The 20,223-nt window shown below is 48.4% G+C and carries 19 protein-coding genes; 1 reads left to right on the top strand and 18 read right to left on the bottom strand.

The window, feature by feature from the left end:
• Window positions 1-63 precede the first annotated feature (63 nt).
• The 14 genes from spoIIE to pth form a co-directional block, all read right to left on the bottom strand.
• Window positions 64-2,571, bottom strand: coding sequence for a stage II sporulation protein E (gene spoIIE, locus NLX73_RS23390; protein ID WP_254327489.1), 2,508 nt, complete (start codon window positions 2,569-2,571; stop codon window positions 64-66).
• 505 nt (window positions 2,572-3,076) lie between these two features.
• Window positions 3,077-3,601 carry a S1 domain-containing RNA-binding protein gene (locus tag NLX73_RS23385; RefSeq protein ID WP_014279051.1) on the bottom strand — a complete coding sequence of 175 codons (525 nt, stop codon included), beginning with the start codon at window positions 3,599-3,601 and terminating at the stop codon, window positions 3,077-3,079.
• A 123-nt stretch (window positions 3,602-3,724) separates the two neighbouring features.
• Window positions 3,725-4,054, bottom strand: a complete 330-nt coding sequence (locus tag NLX73_RS23380) for an FtsB family cell division protein (protein ID WP_013308137.1) — start codon at window positions 4,052-4,054, stop codon at window positions 3,725-3,727.
• A gap of 4 nt (window positions 4,055-4,058) precedes the next feature.
• Entirely contained in the window at window positions 4,059-4,637 is a 579-nt protein-coding gene (gene yabQ, locus NLX73_RS23375) for a spore cortex biosynthesis protein YabQ (RefSeq protein WP_254327488.1), read from the bottom strand.
• The gene (gene yabP, locus NLX73_RS23370; protein WP_025721693.1) at window positions 4,634-4,918 is read right to left on the bottom strand and encodes a sporulation protein YabP; all 285 of its coding nucleotides are present in this window, start codon (window positions 4,916-4,918) and stop codon (window positions 4,634-4,636) included. Before yabP ends, yabQ begins: the two co-directional genes overlap by 4 nt.
• Before the next feature lie 178 nt (window positions 4,919-5,096).
• Window positions 5,097-5,375, bottom strand: coding sequence for an RNA-binding S4 domain-containing protein (locus NLX73_RS23365; RefSeq protein ID WP_016818913.1), 279 nt, complete (start codon window positions 5,373-5,375; stop codon window positions 5,097-5,099).
• Window positions 5,375-5,647, bottom strand: a complete 273-nt coding sequence (locus NLX73_RS23360) for an HU family DNA-binding protein (RefSeq protein ID WP_007428028.1) — start codon at window positions 5,645-5,647, stop codon at window positions 5,375-5,377. The genes NLX73_RS23365 and NLX73_RS23360 overlap by 1 nt, the downstream gene beginning before the upstream one ends.
• Before the next feature lie 333 nt (window positions 5,648-5,980).
• On the bottom strand, window positions 5,981-7,480 hold the full coding sequence (yabN, locus tag NLX73_RS23355) for a bifunctional methyltransferase/pyrophosphohydrolase YabN (RefSeq protein WP_254327487.1): 1,500 nt from the start codon (window positions 7,478-7,480) through the stop codon (window positions 5,981-5,983).
• A 158-nt stretch (window positions 7,481-7,638) separates the two neighbouring features.
• A complete protein-coding gene (locus NLX73_RS23350) occupies window positions 7,639-9,297 on the bottom strand; it encodes a putative polysaccharide biosynthesis protein (protein WP_254327486.1) in 1,659 nt (552 codons plus the stop codon).
• Between the two features lie 142 nt (window positions 9,298-9,439).
• Window positions 9,440-9,982 (bottom strand): stage V sporulation protein T, encoded by a 543-nt coding sequence (gene spoVT, locus NLX73_RS23345; protein WP_023986438.1) that lies wholly within the window; start codon window positions 9,980-9,982, stop codon window positions 9,440-9,442.
• A gap of 167 nt (window positions 9,983-10,149) precedes the next feature.
• Window positions 10,150-11,268 carry a peptidylprolyl isomerase gene (locus NLX73_RS23340; protein ID WP_103049275.1) on the bottom strand — a complete coding sequence of 373 codons (1,119 nt, stop codon included), beginning with the start codon at window positions 11,266-11,268 and terminating at the stop codon, window positions 10,150-10,152.
• On the bottom strand, window positions 11,252-14,779 hold the full coding sequence (gene mfd, locus NLX73_RS23335) for a transcription-repair coupling factor (protein ID WP_254327485.1): 3,528 nt from the start codon (window positions 14,777-14,779) through the stop codon (window positions 11,252-11,254). Before mfd ends, NLX73_RS23340 begins: the two co-directional genes overlap by 17 nt.
• Window positions 14,780-14,913: 134 nt before the next feature.
• A complete protein-coding gene (fin, locus tag NLX73_RS23330) occupies window positions 14,914-15,144 on the bottom strand; it encodes an anti-sigma-F factor Fin (RefSeq protein ID WP_013308128.1) in 231 nt (76 codons plus the stop codon).
• Window positions 15,145-15,230: 86 nt separating this feature from the next.
• The gene (gene pth / locus NLX73_RS23325) at window positions 15,231-15,791 is read right to left on the bottom strand and encodes an aminoacyl-tRNA hydrolase (protein WP_061831840.1); all 561 of its coding nucleotides are present in this window, start codon (window positions 15,789-15,791) and stop codon (window positions 15,231-15,233) included.
• Between the two features lie 74 nt (window positions 15,792-15,865).
• Between pth and NLX73_RS25185 the strand changes: the two genes are divergently transcribed.
• The gene (locus NLX73_RS25185; protein ID WP_023986434.1) at window positions 15,866-16,066 is read left to right on the top strand and encodes a hypothetical protein; all 201 of its coding nucleotides are present in this window, start codon (window positions 15,866-15,868) and stop codon (window positions 16,064-16,066) included.
• Between the two features lie 68 nt (window positions 16,067-16,134).
• Here NLX73_RS25185 and NLX73_RS23320 read toward each other — a convergent pair whose 3' ends face one another.
• From NLX73_RS23320 to purR, 4 genes are all read right to left on the bottom strand, one after another.
• Window positions 16,135-17,088 (bottom strand): ribose-phosphate diphosphokinase, encoded by a 954-nt coding sequence (locus tag NLX73_RS23320; protein WP_013308125.1) that lies wholly within the window; start codon window positions 17,086-17,088, stop codon window positions 16,135-16,137.
• Between the two features lie 59 nt (window positions 17,089-17,147).
• The gene (gene glmU / locus NLX73_RS23315) at window positions 17,148-18,545 is read right to left on the bottom strand and encodes a bifunctional UDP-N-acetylglucosamine diphosphorylase/glucosamine-1-phosphate N-acetyltransferase GlmU (RefSeq protein ID WP_081330709.1); all 1,398 of its coding nucleotides are present in this window, start codon (window positions 18,543-18,545) and stop codon (window positions 17,148-17,150) included.
• 345 nt (window positions 18,546-18,890) lie between these two features.
• Window positions 18,891-19,178 carry a septation regulator SpoVG gene (spoVG, locus tag NLX73_RS23310; RefSeq protein ID WP_007428016.1) on the bottom strand — a complete coding sequence of 96 codons (288 nt, stop codon included), beginning with the start codon at window positions 19,176-19,178 and terminating at the stop codon, window positions 18,891-18,893.
• 175 nt (window positions 19,179-19,353) lie between these two features.
• Window positions 19,354-20,181 (bottom strand): pur operon repressor, encoded by an 828-nt coding sequence (gene purR, locus NLX73_RS23305; RefSeq protein WP_013308122.1) that lies wholly within the window; start codon window positions 20,179-20,181, stop codon window positions 19,354-19,356.
• Window positions 20,182-20,223: the final 42 nt, after the last annotated feature.

The raw sequence follows: 20,223 nt of genomic DNA, 5'->3' as shown, positions 1-20,223 counted from the left end.
ACGATTCAAACGAAGGATGCGGATTTTTAAAAATGGGTAAGGAATTTCCCGGGCAATGTCGGCTTAGCTCACCGTCCGTGGACGTTCCAACCACCTCATGCCAGGTACATGGAGAGTTGCCCATTCTGGGCGGAAGTGGTCGATTTTACTAACAACTACAGTCATATCATCATAGATTTGATTTTGTTGGTATCGAATAACCCGTTCTAGCAAACAGTCGGCCAACTGCTGAGGATCTTCGCTTTCAATTTCCTGTATCATGCGTTTCATCCACATTTCCTTATTAACCGCGTAACCCGGTGAGTCGTATATACCGTCTGTAATCATAATGAGAATATCGCCCGGCTGGAGCTGCAGTGATACCAAATCAATTTCAATATCCTGTATAATGCCAATCGGCAAGTTACTGGCAGATACAGGGATGACCTCCTCCCCTCTTTTAATAAAGCTCGGCGTAGACCCAATCTTCATAAAAGTTGTCTGGGCCGTGTACTGATCAATCAGCGCCATATCGACCGTAGCATACATTTCTTCAGGTGATCGCAGCATCAGGACAGAGTTAACCGACTTGATCGCCAACTTTTCGTCCATACCCGATTGCAGTAATTCCTCCAAAATGTTAAGTGCTGCACTGCTCTCTTGCTGCGCGCGCTCTCCGTTCCCCATACCATCACTTAATGAGACTGCAAATGTCCCATTCCCTAGCTCCATCATGCTGTAGCTGTCACCTGAGAAAAAATCGCCTCCTTTGGCGGCACTAGCTACCCCTGTAGCAATCTCATACGTTTTAGCGGAGCCGAACATGACTGTAGCCAAGCCTTGGCGGCGATCTGCCTCCGTTTCGCGCATCACAGCTATATGCTCGTCCAGTATGTCCGACAGAAGTGGAGCAATGATTTTCCGACATTCATCAAATCCCCTTGTATAGGCATGGACAATCTCAATTTCTACCTGACCTGCATCCAGGTTAATAATCTCGATGGATTGGATGGACAAGCCCAGTCTATCAAGAGCCTCTCGTATTTGCTCCTCCTGCCGATGCATGGTCTGTCCTTCCCGCTGAATTTCTCGCGCTAAATCCTCCATAATTTGTGATACACCCGATAGCTGGTCAGCAACAAGCTGACGACTATCGTATACTTGGCGCTTCCACTGCATATTATGTTGGTAGAGGCTATACTGCTGCTTCATCACTTGCAGGACAGCGCCCGTTTTAGCACATGCCTTGCTCCATTGCGGGGGGATCTGCTCCGGCTCCAAATCCGGGTTATCCTCAATGGCGCTCATCATTTCCGTCATATACTGATGGGTTTGCATAAACTTGCCGTCCCAGCACTGCTCACACTTGAAGCAGGAGGCACATGTCCCTTCTGCCACCGCATTCATAAAGTGTTCGATTTCTCCGTCCGACTTCGTGCTCTCACTCGCAGATATCTGGTGAAAGCTGCGGGATAGCTGACTGAATACACGGGAAAACTTCGTTACCCGCTCTGCGGTGAGATCGCGGACCCTTTTGGCATATTCATGCTGAGATTTGGCGTGGTCTTGCGTACCGGGAACATAGGTAGAAACCGCTTTAAAGAAACTTTTTGGGGTTATTAAGAATAATAGAATTGCCGCACAGCTCTCCCAAGTTGATGTCAAGACGTCTCCGGTCCCGTCCAAATAGATTGTCAGAATTGAGGAGCCTAGCAGCATCCCAAGCGCAACAGCACCCTTTTTCCCTTCACGCAGCATCCCTGCCAGCAAACCTGCAAAAGCGAGTAAACTCATCTGCACAATTGCAGACATATTGGCCAAGCTTAAAATTAAACCGGTAATTACGCCGACCGATGCGCCCAGCGAGGCACCTCCCACCAGAGCAAACACCAAGACTAAATATCGCGATAGTACATGATCGACAGACAATGAATGAACAGTCCATCCTACTGCTCCCGTCATCACAGAGGCTAATAAAATAATAAGACATAAAATTTCCTCATTTTTGAGCTGGCTTGTCTTCTTGCGGTACGTAAACAACGGTATGGCCTGCGTGAACACCAGCGTAAGCATAAAACTGAGAACCGCATCCGTTCCCACAATGATAAGCTCATACCATGTAAAAGTTGGAGCCATCACGGCGTTAAATAAATTGACCATAAACACCGACAAGAAAACCATAAGCGGGGCATAGGATAATTCCAGACGGTCGAAGGTTCGTAGTCCGCGATACAGGAGATAAAATACCAGTAGCTCGCCACCAATCATAAATAACGATGGGTAAGGAGCTAACAGGCTGCCTAACACAACGGATACAGCTACAGGCAGTATCAGATCACGCCGAAGAAACGTTATGACCGCAAAATAAGCGAGGGCAAACGGAGAAAGCTCGTCCAAAATAGTGGCGCGTCCCAGTAGAACTCCCATAGCTGACAATAGCAGCATCCATCTTTGCGCCGTTACCCATTGCACCACTTTATGTGAATCCAGCCGTTTCTTGAGTCTGGAAGACCAACCTTCCGTACGCTCTTTGGATTTGGACTTTCTAGATTTTAACCCCGGAAAATGTACCACGTTCCATTTCTCCATCATGCGTCAGGCACCCCATTCATCAATTTGATGTTCCTATCTTAAACCGGAACGACTGAGAAAGTTTGTCAGAACCCCACGTCTTATTCCAAGAAATTTCCGACAAAAAAACGTTCTGCGCGAAAGGACAGAGCATCACTCTGAACATCAAGCTACGCCCGTATGGAAGCCGATGGAAGAAACGTCCCGCTACTCCTTATATGACCTCTCGATGTCGTTCATCCTGATGTCCAAACTAGCGATTTGCACAGAAGATAGACGGAAAACCGTTGGAGTTTGTCGGACGATTATGTCCTCACGACAAAAAAAACATCCGCTTTCCAGCATCGAAGCTCTTTTCTTCTTCATCAAAATTGCGAATCTCATAAATGCCCGTACGACTAACCACTGGATTCAGCGCCCACAATCGCTGCTTATCACATCTGTTGTCGGTAGAACGCAAAAAAACCGTATCAGTCTCTCGACTGTACGGTTTTCCGTGTATGATTGATACGGTTGTCAAAGTGAATTAAACACGCTTCGCGCCGCGTCCTCCGCGTTTACCTTCGGTGTTCTTTTTCAGCGACGAAATGCGTTCCTCACTATCTTTCAGGAAGCGTGACATTTTATCCTCAAATGAAGGTTTACCCGGTGCAGGCTTGAAAGAACGGCCTCCACGATCGCGGTTGAAACCACCGCCACCACCACCGCGTCCTTGACTTGGACCTGAACCTCCACCGCCGAAACGGTCGCCTCCGCCTGGTCCTCCTGTACGCTCCGGTCTTGGAGCTCTTGGGGGACGGGCTTCACTTGCCGGCTTGTCAATCGTTTGCTTAATGGAAAGCCCGATTTTGCCATCTTTGTCAACATTAATGACTTTCACCGTCACAACATCATTAATCTTCAGGTGGTCGTTAACATCCTTAACATAGTTATCGGCGATTTCCGAGATGTGAACGAGACCCGTGACACCTCCAGACAAATCCACAAATGCTCCAAAATGCGTGATGCCTGTCACTTTGCCCTCTAACTTGGTGCCCACTTCAATTGCCATAGAATAAAATGATCCTCCCTTAAAATATACAACCGATTTTTTTGCAAAAAAATCCCGCTGTGGTGATTTGATTATACAAAATGGCGGAACCAAGGTCAACTAAGCATTGGCCCGATAATGTTCCTATTTCTGATCTCCGATGATTGGCGTCTCTTCCGGTTTGTAAAGACCGTACTTGCTTCTGGCAATCTCGCCAATGTACTCAGGGTCCTTGAGACGATTCACTTCGGTTTGAAGCTGTTGTTCCGTTTGTGTAGCAGCTTGCTTCTGCTTTTCCTTCTGGGTGAGCTGTTCACTTCGATCGGCCATAATCATGCCTTGAGAAAAAAAGGTAAAAATTGCCCAACTACCAAAGGCGGCAAGCGATAGCAACCAAATCATGATTCGCCTGCGCCCGCCCGCGTTGGACTTGGACGTAGAAGATGAATGGCGATCTACAGACGAATTACGCATGATACTACCTCCTTCCAAACCATCTTTTCGCTGTGTTTTTCAGTCTGATACCTAGCTTTACGAGCAACTCTGGAGTCTTCCAGCGTGCTTTAAGCGGAGCGATCAGCCATAGGATCGGCTTCCAAACCGGCATCAGGATGTATATCAGCATCCTTCCCAGGAACACAATAAGTGCCCATGTCCATCCGACCAGCTTGCGTAACAGCCGATACAGCGCTAACACCGGAAGAACAATCAGGATGCGCAGTATGCTGTTCACGATCAACGTCAGTCTGCGAACTATCTCTAATAACATTACCACAAAACGTTGGGTTGTAACACTAAAGGCCCAAAAATAGAGCCAAACCCCCAAAAGTAGTCCTAAAAAGACATAAAACCGCAGCTCACCGCGATTACTCGCGTATAGCACACGGAAAATAAACAAAGCCGAGGCCACCCAGTAGAGCACGTCCAACATATGAACGCTCCAGCGGGCAAAATGAAAGCGGATGGACAGCACCCGGTAGCTGTCAAACACCACTCCCATAGCTATGCCCGACAACAGCATCCACGTCAACGTCAGCCATTGCGTGTAAGGGTTCATTTGAAGATCTTGCCGAATAGGCTTTTTCCGTTTTTGGCCGGGGCCCCGGGCTCCAGGTAGACGAGGGAAGTAATCAGACCTTCAATGGACAACAGCCCCTCTTCTAGACTGAGGTTTTTGATATGTAAATGTTGTCCGCGAATGGTGAGATGGCCCAGCTCGGTCTGAAGCAAAAATTCTTCACTGTCAAAGCTCTCCACATTGCTGACGCCTGAAATATCGAGTTGCTTGCGGCTTTGCATGCGCAGATCATGGTGCTTGGACTTCCCTTGTTCAATCATGGCATGTACCCCTCCTTCTGTTCTTAGCTTATGAAGGGGGCCGTATGATTTAGAACCGCTTTTGCTGTTAATCAGCATATGATGGACGAAAACTCGTCATCTAAAGAAAAAAAGCACTCCTTCATAAAATAATGAAGGAATGCTTTCATGTACAGTTATGAGAAAATCAGAGGTCTGCTTACCAGTTCAAACCATTGTCCCTGGCAATAGGCTCTTCCTTTACCAAAGTGTACATACTTGCAGCCTCGTCCTTGCGTGTAGTGTCGGCGAGCCGTTCCACTCGCACGGTCACCAGCTTCTGGCCAAACTGGACGGTAATTTCATCGCCTACTTTGACCGCACTGCTCGGCTTGGCTTCGCGTCCGTTCACCAGCACTCTCCCTTGTTCGGAGACGTCCTTGGCTACCGTACGCCGCTTAATCAGCCGCGAGACTTTCAAGAATTTATCAAGACGCATTAGTTAACGGCTTCTTTAAGCTTATTACCGGCTTTAAAAGCAGGAACGGTCGATTCTGGAATTTCAATCGTGTTACCGGTTTGTGGATTGCGGCCCGTACGGCTGGAACGCTTGCGTGTTTCGAAAGTACCAAAGCCGATCAGTTGCACTTTGTCACCGCTAGCAAGTGCATCTGTAATTTCACCAAGAACGCCATTCAATACAGCTTCAACGTCACGTTTGCTCAAACCGCTTTTGCTGGAAATATTGTTGATCAGATCTGTCTTGTTCATAAGATAAAAGCCTCCCAAATGTCAAAAAATAATCATCACGCTGCATGTCCATTTATGGAGCAGACGTGAGGTCCAACTGTGGCCGAAGCCCTCCTGAATGTCACTGTAACACGCTTAACTATAAGCTACAGTTATTTTCAGAATTACTACAAGTTATTCTGGCTTGTCCGTAAAAATCCTGCAATGACAGGCGTTTTTTTATTCGACCCCAGTTAAGCCAACATCCTACTACAAAACTCTGTCCATTGGCAAGTCTTCTCAAACTGGGCCTTCTTTCAACCCTGCATATGTCTCATTTTACTGGTCTGTGCAGCCAAAAGCGAATGTGTGGAATCACGCTTTGCCAAGGAGCTTTTTCGCTTCCTGCCAGTAAGTCTCCATTTCATCTACGCTGCTTTCTTCGGGACGACGCCCCTGCTCGCGTAATTTCTGCTCAATATACTGGAAACGGTCGACAAATTTGCGATTGGTGGCGGACAATGCCTCTTCTGGATCTACTCCCATGAACCGGGCTGCATTCACGGCAACAAATAACACATCGCCTAACTCCAGCAACTGGGCTTCCACGGCATGCCCTTCACGAACCGCTTCCTTCAACTCAGCCACTTCTTCGTCTAATTTATCAAATACGCCCTCAATGCTATCCCAGTTAAAGCCTACTTTAGCTGCTTTCTTCTGGAGCTTGTACGATTTTATAAGAGCAGGCAGATCACGTGGAACCCCATCCAGTACGGAAGGGTATGCTGCCGTCGTGCCTTTAAGCCGTTTTTCCTCAGCCTTCATCTGCTCCCAGTTTTGCAGCGCCTCTTCCGCATCATTCGCTTGATTGTCACCAAATACATGTGGATGACGGAAAATAAGCTTATCGTTCAGCCCCTGGATAACATCATACACATTGAAGGTTCCGACTTCCTCTTCCATTTGGGCATGCAGCAAAATTTGCAACAACAGATCGCCCAGTTCTTCCTTCATATGCTCAGGGTCGTCCTCATCTATCGTTTCGATGACTTCATACGTTTCTTCGATCAGATTTTTGCGGATCGACTGATGTGTCTGTTCACGATCCCATGGACAACCTTCCGGACTGCGTAAAATATCAACAATCTCGTGTAAACGGTCAAAAGAACGCCGTTTCAGCGCCTCATCTTCACTGCGAGGTATGTATACCAAGGATAGGTTCCCGTAGCCCTCTACTCGATCCAGCTCGTACAGCGGCACCTTGTGCACCGCTTCCTCACCTTCCACCCCAAGAGCGTGACCGACATACACCTCATAATCGTCAGGATACCGCTCCATCAGGCACAGCTTTACATCAGATGCCGTGAAGGTGTCATACACCTGTCCGATCAGCGTATGCAGCTGAGGCTGGAGCCAGCTGGCATCCAGTGTACCTGCGTCCAACAGCTGGAAACCCTCAATCGGATCAAAACCAAGACGCACAAAAGCTTCATCCAGGAAACTTTCGCCGCCCAGAATGTTCAGTTCAATCCCTTGCGCAGGACAACGCTCCTTAAGCAACTGCACCGCTGCTTCTGCCACCATCGGGTGACCGGGAACCGCATAGACGATTTCGCTTCCGTCTGCCGCCTTAGCAGCCGTCGTAATTAATTGGCTGGTAATTTCCTCGTATACCTCTGGAAAAGACTCCTTTGTCTCATATACGTTGTCAAACGACTCAAAAGCCACTTCAAACTCATTCAGCACTTGAACGGCAGGATGCTCCTTGGTCCGCAGATACAGCGCTGAAGCGCCCCGCATTTTGTTCAATATCCCTATCGTAAGCTGATCCGGGTCTCCCGAGCCCAAACCTACGACCGTTAATGTTACGCTCATATTCAATCCTCCGTTTCGCAGAAACAAGGTTCATGCTCGAAAAAATACACGGCCTAACCCGCTTCTGCTTCCTTTGCTTTGGCATTTACTATACCACAAAGTTGTATAGGCTCATAAAATGGCTGTGCCGCTTTCGTGCCCTAAGCCCTATGCCTGGGCTACGTCAGTACACGCAGCCTGCGCAGCACGGCTGCCAGCGGGCGCCCGAGCTTGGGCACCGCCACAAGCTCGGCTTCCGTGATCAGCCTCAAGCGTGCGAGGCCGATCAGGAACACTACGGCGCCTGCGGCTACGCCCAGCAGGCTCTCCGCGGCTGCCGTGGCACGACCTCCGGCAGCCCACCCCAAGGCACCCAGCACAGCGCTGGTGCCCCACATCGCCGCCCCGGCCGCACCAGCCAGGGCGATAAGCAGTGCCGCCGGCTTGAGCACGCTGGCGGACCAGCTCCCACGCAAGCCTACCAAGCGAGCCAGCAGCACGATGTTGATCACCGCCGCCAGCAGATAGGCGACAGCCCCCGCAATGGCGGCTCCAGCCGTGCCTAGCTGCGGCACGAGCAGCCAGTTTAGCAGCGCCTTGGCTACTGCGGCCGCGAGCATCGCCAGAGCCGGCGCGCGAACCGCGCCAAGCCCTTGCAGCAGCGCAGCCGAGATGATGCTGAGCGTGCCGCCAACGGCGGTTAGCGCCATCCAGCGCATGACCCCGCTGCCGGCGTCGTCCGCATACAGCATCACATTGACGGGCACAGCCAGCACGATCAGGCCTGTCGCAGCGGCTAGTCCCAGTAACCAAAACCAGCGCAGCGATTGCTCGCACTGGCGACGTGCCAGCTCCGTACCGCCGGTCACCCGCGCTTCAGCCAGCGATGGAATGAATAATGCCGACAGGGTGGTGGCAAACATCATGACTAGCTGTACCAGCGGCAGACCTCGGTTATACACGCCAAAGGCCACCATAACCGCAGTATCGTCCAAACCCTCCTGCTTTAACAATCGAGGTACGGTAAATGTGTCTACCAGACTAATTAACGGAACGGCTAGCGCTCCAAGGCAAACAGGCAAGGCATAACGCAGCAGCGCCTTTAGTAAGGCACCGTTTCTTTCCGCTGGGTGTAGCTCTCCAGTTTGTGCTTGCACTGTCGCCATGACCGTCCCTTGCCTTCTAAGCCTCTTCCTGTGATTTCGCCAATATAGCAACATGACGACCAAGCCCGCTGCACCGCCTGCTGCTGAACCAAACACTGCTCCGGCGGCAATCATATCCGCCCCCGCTCCTTGTGACAGCATGAGCAGCAGCAGCATAATCATCACGCTTACCCGTATCGCCTGCTCCGTCACTTGGGAAACAGCAGTCGGAACCATATTTTGCAAACCTTGAAAATATCCTCTCAATCCCGCCATAACCGGCACGAACAAAAAGGCAAACGCCGCCGCCCTCACCGACGGAATGACGTGAGCATTGTCAATCCATTGACCAATGAGCGGCGCACACGCATACATCAGCACGCCCAGAATCAATCCAAAGACACCCAAGACAAGCGAAGATAGCCGAGCAACACGTTGCCCCGCTGCCTGGTTTCCCACTGCCTCAAACTCAGCTACAAATTTGGATATTGCAGCCGGAAATCCAGCAGCTGCAATGGTAATGAACAGCGTATAAAAAGGATAAACCGTATTATAAATGCCAAACACGCCGTCGCCGCCGATATTCTGCAGCGGGATTTTTTGCACTGTGCCGATCAGCTTGCTCGCTACTGCTGCCAGTGTCAAAATGACAGCACCCCGTAGCAGCCGCGAAGCGGCGCGATTTTCCTGCATTCTCCGTCTCCACTCCCACCTGAAATATGCATCTTTCACGAGTCCTATTATACCGCCTCTTCTCTCGGAAAGAAAAAAAAACCCTGTACAACGCAGAACGGCTTTCGCCATTCTGTACGTCATACAGGGGTGAAACGGGATGTTACTGTTCCATTTGTTTGCCCAGGAAGCCAGCGGCTGTTTCAGCCATTTTAATCTCCATTTCGGACATTTTTACATTTTCGTCCTTGTTCAACAATACAACGGAACCAATGGGATCACCACCGGAAACAATGGGAGCCGCCACAAAGGACGAGAGTGTTTCTTCGTGGTCTCGCGTTAGCTCATAGGAGCCGCTGGCTGTCTCCAGCACAGTTTTGCGATTATCCATACTACCTTCGATAATGCTACCGATTGGCTTGTCCAGAAACTCTTTTTTGGAGCCTCCAGCCACCGTAATAATGGTGTCCCGATCGGTAATCATTGTAATATGGCCCGTGCTTTCAAACAGGGACTCAGCATATTCTTTGGCGAAATCACCAAGTTCACCAATAGGTGAATACTTTTTCAAAATGACTTCTCCGTCACGATCCACAAAAATCTCAAGCGGATCTCCTTCACGAATTCTCAAGGTGCGGCGAATTTCCTTTGGAATAACTACCCGCCCAAGGTCATCAATACGGCGAACTATACCAGTAGCTTTCATTTCACATGTTGCCCCACTTTCTCAAGAAGAATTTAGTAAACTACTGACGGTATCGAAAGACGCTTCCACTCCCCCAGAAGCGGTCACGAAGAACGTCACGGTCATGGTGTTTATGGTGATATCTGACCATAGTATTCATCTGTTCCCAATTCCTTATGCATGTTCAGTTATTTACCTTCGTTTGTAGCTCCATCTTTGGCTGTTCCTGCGTTGGTATCGCCCGTACCGTTTGTTGTTGCGCCCGGTGTAGTTGTGCTACCGGCCCCGGAAGTTGCACCACTTTTCTCTTGCGTAGCTGGTACCTTCGGCAGATTGATTTTCAAATCAAGTTTCGCCAAATCATTTTCGGTAAAGTTTTGGATACTTTCCCCGGCCAATTTATTTTTCAGGGCTGCCTTTTCGTTGTCTTTCAATTTATCAAACGTTGGCTCATTGCGGGACTCCACTTTGATCACGTGATATCCGTATTCCGTTTCCACTGGCTCACCAATTTTGTTAATCGGTTGAGTCTCAGCGGCCTCTTTAAAAGCAGGTACCCATTGCGCTACGGATGCATTCTCATACAAACCTCCGTTAGACGCAGAACCTGGGTCTTCTGAATATTTCTTGGCAATCGTCGCAAAATCGGCTCCTCCGTCCAGCTTCGCCTTCACTTCTTTGGCCAGCTTGAGGGTATCCTCTTTTTTGCGCTGTTTCTTCGTTTTAGGATCTTCGAAGTTAATCAATACATGGCGCACGGTTGCCGTCGTGAATTGATCTTTATTTTTCTCAAATTCCTGTTTTAGCTGATCATCTGTTACTTTGTTGGTTTCGCTGTTGATTACCGTCATTACACGCGTGAAATAATCTTTCACACCTTGTTCGGTCAGTTTTTTATCACTCAGAAATGTCTTGAACTTATCTTCTCCGACTGACTTTTTATACTGCTCCAGCTGTTCGTTCCCTTCTTTGGCACCCTGCTCCTTGGCTTTGTCGTCCGCTTTAGCTGCCAGAAGCTTGTACACTACTTCCTGCTTTACAATTTGCTCCCGCACCTGATCCGAAGCTAACGCAGCCTCATATTCCGGGTAAAGGAATTTCATCATGCTGATTTCTTGGTTGAACTCATTTTCGGTAATGGTTCCACCCTTATAGGTCACGACAACCTTGCTGTTGTCCTTCGGTTCATCCTTGACCTTGTTCTCATCCGCTTGCTTCGTACATGCTGCGAGGACAGATATAGCTAGCAGCGCTGCCATTCCCAAGGAGAGCATTCTCCAAGGTTTTCTTTTATTTAGTTGTGGCATTTTGCAGTTCCTCCTTCAATGTGAATGCTTCTTTCAATGCACTCAAAAATTGTTCCAGCAGTTCTAGCAACTGTGGATCATTTAGACCTTTGCCCTTTATGCGTGCGCTCATAGAAGTGCCCTGTTCAAATTGTACACGTCTTTCAAAGCGATTGCCAATCTCGGCAAGTTTGGAGGTCTGTACCGCCTGCTGGCGCCCTTCATGGAATTTCAGCACTATATTGTCATCCCGTTGCACCATGGACTCGATGCCATACATGCGTCCATATACCTTGAGGCGAGCCACGGCTAGCAAATGACGCACAGCCTCTGGCAGATCACCAAATCGGTCGACCAGTTCATCCTCCAGTTCGGAAGCCTCGTCAAAGGTGCTGACCGCTGCAACCTTTTTATAAATCTCAATCTTCTGGATGCTGTCATAAATATAGTCTCCCGGCAAGTAAGCATCGACGCCTAAATCAATCGACGTACTCCAATTCCGATTGGACTGATCCTCTTCTCCAAGTACGCTGACTTTACGTTTATTAATTTCCTCAGCCAGCATCTGCGAGTAGAGATCAAAACCGACGGATGCGATGAAACCATGCTGCTCAGCGCCAAGTAAGTTACCCGCTCCACGGATGGACAAATCGCGCATTGCAATCTTGAACCCGGAGCCGAGCTCCGTAAATTCTTTAATCGACTGAAGGCGCTTCTCCGCCACTTCCGTGAGCACCTTATCCCGCTGGTACGTGAAATAAGCATAGGCAATCCGATTGGAACGACCTACACGCCCACGCAGCTGATAAAGCTGAGATAGCCCCATTTTATCGGCATCATGCACAATGAGTGTATTCACATTCGGAATATCCACGCCGGTTTCGATAATGCTGGTGCTGACCAGCACATCGTATTCGCCATCCAGGAAATCCAAAATCGTTTTCTCCAGTTCGGTTTCGGACATCTGTCCGTGACCCACGCCCACCTTGGCCTCCGGTACGAGCGCATTGATCTCTGCAGCCATCTCCTGAATACCCTGCACGCGATTATACAGGTAGTACACCTGTCCACCGCGTGCCATCTCGCGTTCAATGGCCTCACGAACTAGAGTTTGGCTGTGCTCAACCACATAGGTTTGCACTGGAAAACGGTTTTCCGGTGGCGTCTCAATGACTGACAAGTCACGTACACCCAGCATGGACATATGCAACGTACGCGGAATAGGTGTTGCCGTTAACGTCAGCACATCTACGTTCGTTTTCAGCTTCTTCAGCTTTTCCTTGTGAGTTACGCCAAATCGCTGTTCTTCATCGACAATCAGCATTCCGAGGTCCTTAAACACCAGATCCTGCGACAACAGACGATGGGTACCAATGACAATATCGACTGTGCCTTGCCGGACCCCTTTAATCGTCTCATTCTGCTCTTTGCGCGAGCGGAAACGGCTCAATACCTGAATATTGAACGGATACCCTGAAAAACGTTCACGGAACGTCTCATAGTGTTGCTGTGCCAAAATCGTCGTCGGTACCAGCACCGCTACTTGTTTGCCTTCAATAGCAGACTTAAAAGCAGCACGAATGGCAACTTCAGTTTTGCCGTAACCTACATCACCGCATAGCAAACGATCCATCGGGCGGCTCTGCTCCATATCCTTCTTAATCTCTTCAATGGCCCGAATCTGGTCACGTGTCTCATCATACGGGAACATATCCTCAAACTCTTGTTGCTCCGGTGAATCCTTTTCAAAAGCAAACCCTGGTGCCGACTGTCGTTCTGCATATAGCTTAATCAAGTCATCCGCAATATCCTGAACCGAGCTGCGCACCTTACTTTTAACCCGTGTCCACTCATTGCCACCCAGTTTATAAATCTTGGGTTCCTTGTCCTCTGAGCCGACATATTTCTGAATCAGATCAATTTGTTCAATCGGCACAGACAGCTTATCTCCACCCGCGTAGAGGACATGCATGTAATCCTTATGGATACCGCCAACCTCCAGCGTGCCGATCCCCATGTACTTCCCAATCCCGTGATTTTGGTGTACGACGTAGTCGCCCACCTTCAGCTCGCTATAGCTCTTAATCCGTTCTGCATTGTCCACATGCCGGCCCTGCTTACGAGCTTTCCGCTGCTTCTGGGAAAACATCTCACCCTCGGTAATGACAGCCAGATGAATAGATGGCATTTCAAAACCGCTTTGCAGATTGCCGATAGCCATCGTCGGCTCATCAATACCGTAATCTTCAAGCACTCGGCGCATCCGGTCCAGACGTTCATCCCCACTTGCCAGCATCATAACCTGTGTGCCAGCTTTGCGCCAACGATCCATCTCCGCCTTGAGCACATTCATTTGGCCATGGAAATCCTGCATGCCTCGGCAGATGAAATTCAAAATATTTTGTGGCTGGGTATGAGGAACCTGACGGAGAAAAATCGACAGGAACAACGTCTGAAATCTCCGGTTGTACAGCAGATTGTCCGCGTCATCTGACAGTTCTAGCTGCGGTAACGTTTTACCGTTTTGAAGCAAATGCAGATTCCATTCTGACTCATCCCGTTCCAGTTGCTTGGCTGTTTCCAGCATACGTGCCGGTTCGTCAATAATCAGAATCGTATCTTCCGGCATATAGTCTGCTAGGGTTTTACGTTCAGGATACAGCAGGGAGATATATTTATAGATTTCGTCAAAATACACATGCTCTCGCAGCAACTCAATTTCACGATGGATCTCTTCTTTCAGGTGCTGCTTAGCTTGACGATCCGTCATTTTGCCCAGCTGCTCCTCCAACAAAATAGCAGCGGCATCCGCCGCCTGATCCATACGCTGGTTATTCGCAATAACTTCCTTACACGGTGTTACGGTAACGTCCTGAACCTTTTCCACCGAACGCTGATCTTGCGGATCAAACTTACGGATCGAATCGATTTCATCGTCAAACAGCTCCACACGATAGCCCCAACGGGTTGTCATTGGATAAAAATCAATAATTCCTCCGCGTACGCTCATCTCTCCACGTGATTCCACACGCTCTACACGCTGGTAGCCCATCTCGACCATATGTAGCAAAAACGCTTCCAGCTGAATCGTTTCGCCTTCTTTCAGTTCAATACGAGCCTCACGCCATGTTTCCGGGATTGGCAGTAAACGTCGGACACCAGAAAACGGCACGACAACAATCCCACGAAAACTCTGGGCGCAGCGTATCAATACATCAATTCGTTGGGACAATGTCTCTGGACTGGATATTGCAGCTTCAGCAGCTACCAGCTCATTAGCAGGATACAATAAAACCTGATCAGGAGAAAGCGCTTCCTGTAAGTCATCTGCTATTTTTTGAGCGGCAAACATATTGTGCGTCATGACCATTAACGGTCGTCCGGTATCTTCGGCAAGCGCGGCCATCAGTACCTGTCGGGAAGAGCCTGATAAACCTGATATCAGTTGTTCCTTCATCCCTGATGAAATACCTGCTGCAATGGATGCATAATCAGCATCCTTCGTAAAAGCCTGAATAAGTGCTTGTAACAAAAAAGGCACCCCTTTATGCTTATAAATAGTTACATGTAAACCGAAAAAGAAGCCTCAGCAATGCTGCCAAGGCTCCATAAGCGGAATTGCCGCTTCACCTCTCAAGCTGGTACATCCTACCAGTTGAATACCTGTTATTGGAGCGGATTAACGAGCAGACTCAGCTCTGGATTATTCTCCAATGCCTGACTGCAATGCTCGCAAATGACTTTGACGGTCACTTCACCACCCGAATTATACGCTATTATATCTCTACGTTCGGCAGGGGTCAAGGAATGGAAGCCCAACCTTTCTTCGGTTATTGCCGCGGAATCAATTCGTCCCAAGAAAGTTCGACAATGTCTGCATACATAATTAACAATCATGTAATGTATATGCCTCCTGAAAGTTTTCTATACCTTTCAGTATGTCCAACAATCTTCCATTTAAGCCCGTCTGCCTACGTCTGAACTTACTTGTTGAATTCAGCCATCGTCCGTTCAAACGGATGACTCAAGCTGTGTTCTAAGGCGTTGCACGTGTCCTCGATCATTCCGGCCAGTAATTCTTTTTCCTTCTTGGGAAAGGTACCCAGAACATAATCGACAATAGCATGTCCAGGCTCCGGGCGGGAAATGCCCATACGAATCCGATTGAAGGACTGCGTGCCGGTATGCTGAATGATCGATTTAATGCCGTTATGACCGCCTGCGCTACCTTGATAACGCAATCTTATTTTACCGACTTCTGTATCCAGATCATCGTACACGACAATCAGATCTTCCATATCGGCCTTATAATAGTCCATATAAGCACGTAAAGACTCGCCTGATAGATTCATATAGGTCATTGGCTTAATCAGTACGGTTTTTACGCCACCAATGTGACCCTCTCCAATTAACGCCTTGCATTTGCTTTGGTTAATCTGGATGTTATGACGCGAGGCAAGAGCATCCAATGCCATAAATCCGACATTATGTCTCGTTTTCTCGTATTGGGGACCGGGGTTGCCCAATCCTACAATCCACTTCATAACTTTGACACCCTCTTTCGCAGTCTTGATTTTTTGGTAAAATAGTTGTATTGAATAGGAAGGTGCGTGCCGGTATGCTCAATCAAGGTGATATCCTCTTATATGACAGCCATTTTCTATATCATTTAAAACATTCCGTTCCTGTCCAGATATATGACGGGAATGTACATATTCAGATTGGCATCGTTGCGCGTTTTAATGAGCATTTCGTCGAAATAGAGGACACACTATACAATCGTCAACGTTTCACATTCATATCTCGCCCAGGCTTTTAGCCTGACATGCTGATAGGGGTTACCTTTTCCATATGGAAAAGGCAACCCCTTTTTTAATGAGCCAGCGCTTATTCGATTTCAAACAGTTTGCTGATCGACAATTCTTCATGCACACGGATGATAGCTTCTCCCATTAATGGAGCCACAGACAATACCTTCAGCTTGCTTGTCGGATTCGGGTGAACGATCGGGATTGTATCCGTCACAACCACCTCTTTTAATGGTGAATTCTCCAGTCTTTCCATAGCAGGACCGGACAGCACAGCATGTGTACAACACGCATACACATCTTTTACGCCGCCTTCTTTAAGCGCATTTGCACCTAATACAATCGTTCCGGCTGTATCAATGATATCATCAATTAAAATAGCCGTTTTACCCTCAATGTTCCCGATGATGTTCATCACTTCACTGACATTTGGCTCTGGACGACGCTTATCAATAATAGCTAGCGGCGCACTCAGGAAGTCCGCCAGCTTACGCGCACGAACAACCCCGCCATGATCGGGTGAAACGACAATCGGGTTCTCAATTTGCTTGGAACGGAAATATTGGGCCAGAATTGGCGCTCCCAACATATGATCTACTGGAATATCAAAGAATCCCTGAATCTGCATCGCATGCAAATCCATGCTGATTACGCGGTGAGCTCCCGCTTTTTCAATCAAGTTAGCGACAAGCTTCGCTGTAATCGGATCGCGTGAACGAGCCTTACGATCCTGACGAGCGTAACCGTAATATGGCATAACGACATTGATACTTTTGGCAGAAGCGCGTTTAAGTGCATCAATCATAACCAATAACTCCATCAAGTTGTCGTTAACCGGCAGACAAGTTGACTGCACAATATACACATGGCAGCCGCGTACGCTTTCCGACAGCTTAACCTGGATTTCACCGTCACTAAACGATGTGGTATGGGATTCCCCCATTGGGATGCCGATGTAGTCCGCAATCTGGTGGGCTAACTTCGGATTGGAGTTACAAGTAAATATTTTGAGTTTGGAATCGCAATAAGTCATTAATAGAAACCCTCCGTGCTGGTTCATTCATTACAGATTCAACAGCTTGCTGATTAAGGTCATTCCGATCTTTTCTTCTTCGCTTTGGCACGTGCGCGGATTTTGTCCGCATATCCGGCTTTGTTCTCTTGACGTGGTCTGGCAATGGCCAGATCGTTATCAGGGACAGCATGTGTTACAGTGGAGCCTGCTACAACATAAGCACCTTTTCCAATCTTAATCGGGGCGATCAGATTCACGTTGCTGCCAATAAAGGCATCGTCTTCAATTTCTGTAATGGATTTATTATATCCATCATAATTGACCGTTATTGCCCCGCAGCCAATATTTACGTTTGTACCCACCTTAGCATCACCGACATAGCTCAAATGAGACACCTTGGAATGATCTCCAATGGTCGCATTTTTCACCTCAACAAAATCACCAATTTTCACATGTTCGCCAAGCTTCGCGCCTGGACGCAGATAAGCAAACGGCCCCACAGATGTACTGCTTCCCACTTCCGCTTCGTTCAACACCGAATGTTTTACCGTTGCGCCTGAATGGATAATCGTATTCTGAATCTCAGCCTGTGGACCAATCACACAATCTTCTCCGATTTGTGTTTGACCATGCAGCCATGTGTTCGGATACAGTACCGTATCGGAACCAATAACAACCTCGCTCCCGATATAGGTAGAAGACGGATCAATGACAGTGACACCATTCAGCATATGCTTGCGAACAATGCGCTCACGCATATAGCCTTCAGCTATCGACAAAGCCACTCTGTCGTTAACACCGATGGATTCAGACACATCATCTGTCAAATACGCCTCAACCTGCTCACCTTCACCATGCAAAATACCAATGACATCTGTTAGGTAATATTCCTGCTGTGCATTGGTGTTCGTTACCTTGTCCAGCGCTGCAAACAGCTTGGCATTGTCAAAGCAGTACGTTCCCGTATTGATCTCCCGGACAGCATCTTCCTCAGGTGAACAATCTTTCTGTTCCACGATCTTGAGCACGGCCCCGGAAGCATCACGAATAACTCGTCCATATCCTTTCGGGTCGTCCAACTCAGCGGTCAGAATCGTCGCAGCCGCCCCACGGCTCTCGTGCAGTTGCACCAAGCCCTCCAGCGTTTCCGCTGTGATCAAAGGAGTATCCCCACAAATGACAATGGTTGTACCTTTTTCCTGACCGAGCAAGTCCTTGGCTTGCTTGACAGCATGGCCCGTTCCCAACTGCTCAGCCTGAAGCGCATATTCTGCCGACGGTCCCAAATAAGACTGTACCGCCTCTGCTCCATGACCCACGACGACTACGCTTCGGGACACACCGATTTCACGAACCGTGTCGAGCACATGCCCGACCATCGGTTTTCCGCACACCGGATGCAGAACTTTATATAATTTGGATTTCATACGTTTTCCCTGCCCTGCGGCAAGAATGACTGCCAACCTTTCCAACAAGTCCAACCTCCTATCCTGAAAATAACAGTTACCCCTTGGCTAAAACGTTAATTCCCAGATCAGATTTTGCTTAACTTTTCACAATCCTCCTGAAAAATAACGGCGAACCTTTGGTTAATGGCTATTTTTTCAGGCCAGCTTGTGCTGGACATTCATCCCCGGGACGCATCGCTGCCTAGTCCCTGTCTTATGAAAAAGCCGCTTCGGCAGCCCGGATGGCTCCAAGTTGCCTTAAAACTGACTGTTAACTCACTAAAGAATATATCTCATTCCAGACAAAAAGAAAAGAGAGCCACAGTTAGTGGCTCTCTTTTTCTTTTGTTCCCCAATCCTGCTTTAGGCGAATTAAGCGCCTTCTTCAATAGCAACTTCTTCATCCACAGCTGCACGTTCGTACTCAGTTAATACAGCAGCTTGGATCTTCTCACGGGTTCCTGAAGATATCGGGTGAGCGATATCGCGAAACTCTCCGTCTGGAGTTCGTTTGCTTGGCATAGCTACGAACATCCCGTTATTACCGTCGATAACTCGGATGTCATGAACAACAAACTCGTTATCAATCGTAATGGATGCAATCGCCTTCATTCTTCCTTCTGAGTTCACTCGGCGGAGTCTAACATCCGTAATCTGCATGTGTGTTTCACCACCTTTTTCCAAATAGGACTTGGTGTATACATTCCACACAGCAGTTCGAAATCCTTCTTTTTTTCGGTAATTCGTATCCTAAATTCAGGTAATTTTTTTGAAAAGATTTCTTTTCGACATATTTAGGTATTTTATGATGGATTGTGACAATTTACTGCCCTGTTCACTCATCAAAATAATTGCCCAGCTTGACCGTAATTTGCTTGCTTCGAGAATCGACTGCGGTCAGATTCGCCAGTGAAATATAATCGTGCAGCAGGCGCTCTTCGTTCTCCACCTCACCCGATTCTACCAGCACACCTACACCGGCCACCTCAGCATCAAACTCAGCCAGCAAGTCGACCATCCCCTGAATCGTGCCACCGGCCTTCATAAAATCATCTACGATGAGCACACGCGATTTCTCACGCATCGCACGTCTGGATAAAGACATTGTATGCAGGCTCTTTTGTGATCCTGAAACATAATTAATACTTACAGCCGAGCCTTCTGTCACCTGATGATCACGCCGTACGAGGACGACTGGCAAATTCAGCTGTGCTCCAGTTGCATAGGCAAGTGGAATACCCTTGGTCTCCACCGTCATAACCACATCAATCTGACGATTGGCAAAAGCGGTCGCGAATATTTTACCAGCTTCGTTCATCATCGCAGGTTGGCCCAGCAAATCGGACAAATACAGGTATCCTCCCGGTAATATGCGGTCAGGCTGCTCCAGTTGCGCACACAGGTCGTTCGCAAACGCAAGCGCATGCTGCTTGGAAAGCCTCGGGATCAGTTTCACGCCCCCTGCCGCTCCCGCCAGTGTCAGAAGCTCGCCAGTGCCCTCATCCTCAAAAACTTCCTTGATGATGGCCAGATCCTCGCTTATGGAGGACTTAGCTGCCCCGTAGCGATCCGCAAAATGAGTAAGAGGCACCAGCGTATGCGGCCGTGACAACAAAAATTGCGTCATTTCCACCAAACGTGAGCTTCTTTTAAGTTTTTTCACAACAATTCCTCGCGATCTATTCTCCTGCCGCCCGCTTTGTAC

Source organism: Paenibacillus sp. CH40, from assembly GCF_024213605.1.
GTDB classification, from domain to species: Bacteria; Bacillota; Bacilli; order Paenibacillales; family Paenibacillaceae; genus Paenibacillus; species Paenibacillus polymyxa_B.
The sequence above is the reverse complement of the archived record's forward strand: the minus strand, read 5'-3'. Positions and strand labels throughout refer to the sequence as shown.